We start from the raw sequence: 3,243 nt of genomic DNA, 5'->3' as shown, positions 1-3,243 counted from the left end.
ATTCAATTCTATTTATTTTGTACTAGAACTTTAAGTATGTGTCACATATGTTTGACTACTCTAGACCTTTTGGTTGCTTCAACTTTTATATTTTCTTGATTACCTTTACAATATTATGTATAATAAACAAGTAATCATTTAACGCGGTCGTGGCGGAATGGCAGACGCGCTAGCTTGAGGGGCTAGTGGGCTTTAGCCCGTGGAAGTTCGAGTCTTCTCGGCCGCATCAAATAAAATCATTTATCCTGTGAGTGAAATTTACTTTAGTAAGTTTCTCCACAGGATTTTTTGTTTGGATGTATAAACTGCAAACTATTCTTCGAGTGATGGGACTCATTGCTTTATATATTAAAAAACCTCTTAAATGACCTTCTCCAAAGAGTTGGCATTTAAGAGGGAGTATTTTAAGCGATTCAGTCGTTAACGAACAAGAACACGGACGGTTGTTTGAACGACTGAACCATCAGCAAACTGGACTAAAACAGGAATTTCATAGTGACCTGTGTTACTATCAGTCGGCATATAGTAAGAAGGAATAATGACAGATACCCCTTCTTTATATTCAGAGCTATCGAGGATAGATATTGTGCGAGTCACGTCTTCGAGGGTAACTGCTTCGCCAGAGGAACGGCGAATTAAACGGCTGACCACGTCGCCACCAAAGCGATCGGCTTGGCTACCGCCGCGACCTACTTTCACACGGACATCTGTGTTGACGGCAGAACCGTCATCAAATACAACTTCCACTGGAACATTAAAGTGACCAGGCGTTTGTCCATCAGGCAATTGACCTTTTATATTGACTTTGCGGTCCCCTGTGTAAGTATGATCTTTAATAAATGATACAGCCTCACGAATTAATCCTTCAGAAGGTGCTTCACCAAAAGGCTTTTTAATGAAACGAGTGACAAGCTCACCGGCAAATCGTTCTGCGTCTGTTGACTGAAGTTGCGGAGCTTCTTCTAATTCAACAGATGGTTTATCCACCTCTGGTGCTTCTACTTCTGGTGTGTTTTCAACAACAGGTGGTGTCATTTCTTCCACAACTGGAGGGATAACCTCTGGAGTTGAAGGAACGGTTTCTGATTCAACAGATGGTTTACTATCTTCAACCAATGGAGTGGTTTCTGGCGTTTCAGATGGCACATCCTCTTGTGTTGGTGGTATCACTTCTGGTTCTTCTGATGGCGCTTCTTCAATTACTGGTGGCATTTCTTCTGGAATTAAAGGTGCCACTTCTTCAGTTGTTTCTTCAACCATTGGCGGAGTGGCTTCTGGTTGTTCAGACGGCACATCCTCTTGTGTTGGTGGTGTAACCTCTGGTGTTTCAATTTCTGGCTTGTTTTCAACAACAGGAGGAGTCATTTCTTCCGCAACTGGAGGGACAACTTCTGGAGTTGAAGGAACGGTTTCTGGTTCAACAGATGGTTTAACATCATCAACGGATGGAACGGTTTCTGGTTGTTCAGATGGCGCGTCCTCTTGTGTTGGCGGTGTAATCTCTGGTTCTTCTGATGGCGCTTCTTCAACCATTGGTGGAAATTCTTCCGGTACCTCTTGTTGAACGGGTGGCTGTTCTTTAATCACTGGTGGAATATCGGCCTCAACGGATGGTTTCATCCCTTCTTTAATAGATGGTTCTTCAAATTTCATTTTCATCGGAACAATTCTTTTTGTTCCATCATCAAAAATAACCCATACAAAGAACTCTTGTTCTCCAGCTTTATCACCTTTAGGCATTTCGTGTTCAAGCTCTATTTCCAAATTACCTTTATAATGAGAAGTCGGATCTAGCTTAATTGCTTGTTTTAAATCTTCTAAGGTAACCGTTTCACCGACGCGTTTAGTAAAGAATTGTGGTTTAACATCCGCTCCAAATTCTTCTACTTGTTTAATCGGCTCTCCAATTTGAACGCGAAGGGTTAATTTAGTTTTTGAACCGTCATCGTAAGTAACAGTAACCGGTAGTTCATAATTACCAGGATCTTTTATTTTATTTAATTGTTGCTCATCATCTGGTATAACCATTAACTTACCTTGGCTATTATCTTTTGAAGTCCATTGAACTGCCTTAGTCACAAGATCTTGAGTCACTTCATAGCCGAAAGGTAATTTAATCAACTTTGTAATAATTTGACCGTAATATTTATCAGATTTTGTCTGAGCTACTTGAACTGGAAACTGTGTTAAAATCGTTGTACCATCTTTGAACACAACTTCAACTAGAACGGAAACTTTCTTACCAGATTCAGATGCATCAGGAGTATAGGTTACTACTCCATTACTTGAATCAATATCTGCTTTACCGAATGGACCCTTAGAACCGATTCTAAACCCTAATCCTATTGGCATTTCATCTTTGTTAATAATAAAAGTGGGTTCGTCCGACTGAATTTTTTCACCAACTGCACCGTTTTTTTCAGTATAAGTCACTATATAGTTAGGTTGTGTATCTAAATCAATCGCTAAAACTTTTGAAGTTGGTGCTTCAGTCTCTGGATAATCAAAGTCGGAGTCATCAAACATCGCTAGACCAGGCTTATACATCGGTTCTTCATCGTCAAACCCGTCGACTTCTTCAGGAATTTAATATTCTAAAGTGCCTTCATCAATATCTAGAAGGACATCCTCGACCTCGCTAGGTAAAGCTGCTTCGTCAACTGCTTCTTCTACAATAACAGGTTCTAGTTCTTCTTGGGCACTTGCGATAGTAGACTGACCTCCTAATAAAAAGGCAACGATCGCAATGGAAGCTACACCTACAGTAAATTTACGAATGCTGTAAGTTTTAACCGGTGTATGCTGTTTGATGTGATTCATATAATGATTATTTTTGCTAAACATGGATATCACTCCAGTATAAAGTATTGTTTTTTGTTTAATCCATCACGTAAAGCGACTTCCTTCGGCTTTACGTGAATATTTTACTACAGGAATATCTCCTAGACAATCCTCTATTTGCCTAATACAACAAGGTTTGTAGAGGTTTTAATTCAATTAAAAATTCTATTTTTTTCATAATTGGTATTTCACGTATAATTCCTGTAAACCAATTTGTGTCCGATATTTTCACCTTAATTTATTAAAAGAATCAAACAGAACTTAATGAACATTAATTGAAAAATGTCACTTTAAGCACAAAAAAACTTGAAGATGATCGATAAGTCATCTTCAAGCCATCATTTTTTATCTCGATTGTCAATTTAAGTTAGAAATTTCTACACTATATTATGAGTGATTGAA

The 3,243-nt window shown here is 38.7% G+C and carries 2 protein-coding genes and 1 tRNA gene; 1 reads left to right on the top strand and 2 read right to left on the bottom strand.

Features of this window, described 5'->3' with window-relative positions; translation table 11 throughout:
* Window positions 1-143 precede the first annotated feature (143 nt).
* Window positions 144-226, top strand: a tRNA-Leu gene (locus BLR79_RS08550).
* A gap of 194 nt (window positions 227-420) precedes the next feature.
* Here the strand turns inward: BLR79_RS08550 and BLR79_RS08545 are convergent.
* Window positions 421-2,547: a Rib/alpha-like domain-containing protein gene (locus tag BLR79_RS08545; RefSeq protein ID WP_092087002.1), complete on the bottom strand. Its 2,127-nt coding sequence runs from the start codon at window positions 2,545-2,547 to the stop codon at window positions 421-423.
* Window positions 2,548-2,586: 39 nt separating this feature from the next.
* Complete coding sequence (locus tag BLR79_RS08540) at window positions 2,587-2,844, bottom strand: YSIRK-type signal peptide-containing protein (protein WP_092086999.1); 258 nt, start codon at window positions 2,842-2,844, stop codon at window positions 2,587-2,589.
* Window positions 2,845-3,243: the final 399 nt, after the last annotated feature.

Origin of the sequence: Dolosicoccus paucivorans, from assembly GCF_900100125.1 — a bacterium.
Lineage (GTDB): Bacteria > Bacillota > Bacilli > Lactobacillales > Aerococcaceae > Dolosicoccus > Dolosicoccus paucivorans.
The sequence above is the reverse complement of the archived record's forward strand: the minus strand, read 5'-3'. Positions and strand labels throughout refer to the sequence as shown.